Source organism: Rubritalea tangerina (assembly GCF_042683245.1).
In the GTDB taxonomy this organism is placed as follows: domain Bacteria; phylum Verrucomicrobiota; class Verrucomicrobiia; order Verrucomicrobiales; family Akkermansiaceae; genus Rubritalea; species Rubritalea tangerina.
Window position 1 is genome coordinate 1 of the sequence record NZ_JBHUJB010000058.1, and the last position, 859, is coordinate 859.

Below are 859 nucleotides of genomic sequence, written 5' to 3' on the forward strand. Positions count from 1 at the left end.
AAAGTCGCCTAACTAACCTACCAATAATTTAGACACTCCCTGACCGAAATCCGTGGGGAAGCTCAATCTGGCCATATAGAAACTAAGAATCGAAGCTATAAAGTATAATGCAAAACTTAGAAGCTTGATGGAATATGTAGAGATGTCTGGTTCATAATTACCAAACCCTATGTGAGTACCTTTAGAGAAAGTACCAAGAAATCCGAGAAATGAGCTAACTAGAACCCATCGTTTTATCTGAGCTTGGAGGTTATACCGAATGCGCATTCTTTCAGGCTAACGTAAAGCACACCGCACCGCTGACGGTGATGTACTGTGATTTATTGTTTACGGATTGAGGGGAGGAAATGGTGAGCGGAGCTCAACCGCGGTCAGCGGTTGGGTGCAGCGTCTTGTTCTCCAGAGGCAGTTTTTTAGATGTGCACCTAATCAGGATGGATAGCGTGCTGTGAGTATGCATGTTAGTTAGGGGTGTAGGGAGTGACTGATGTCACCAACCCAGTTTGAGCCGTGAATGTGCCGCAAAGATCAGATCCCATGACTGAATCAAGATCTACAGTAAAGACGCTATCTCTCTCGTAATGTTCAACAGTCGAAAAGCGAAGTGTATCGAAGATGTTGTCAGCTATGAAGTCGTCTAAAGATTGGGAGCTGATGTCATCAAATCTAAAGGCTATCTCATGATGTTTGGTGAGAATGAAATAACCTTTGCTGTCAGTGTGGTTTGTCATCTCCCAGACACGAACTGTGAGGTAAATGCAATCATCAGCAACTTCAAATTTAGTGACAGGCGAGAATGGCACGGACTTAAGCGGTTTTTCGGTGTTTTAAAGTAGTCAGGAAAAGTCGGATAGGCTTG

General features: G+C 43.8%; 1 protein-coding gene. It reads right to left on the reverse strand.

Going from position 1 to position 859, the window contains the following annotated elements; genetic code table 11:
• Window positions 1-461 precede the first annotated feature (461 nt).
• Window positions 462-731: a hypothetical protein gene (locus tag ACFSW8_RS13425; RefSeq protein ID WP_377178491.1), complete on the reverse strand. Its 270-nt coding sequence runs from the start codon at window positions 729-731 to the stop codon at window positions 462-464.
• Window positions 732-859: the final 128 nt, after the last annotated feature.

Coding starts and splice junctions, on each gene's coding strand:
- ACFSW8_RS13425 (WP_377178491.1), bottom strand. CDS start 731: ATGACAAACCACACTGACAGCAAAGGTTATTTCATTCTCACCAAACAT.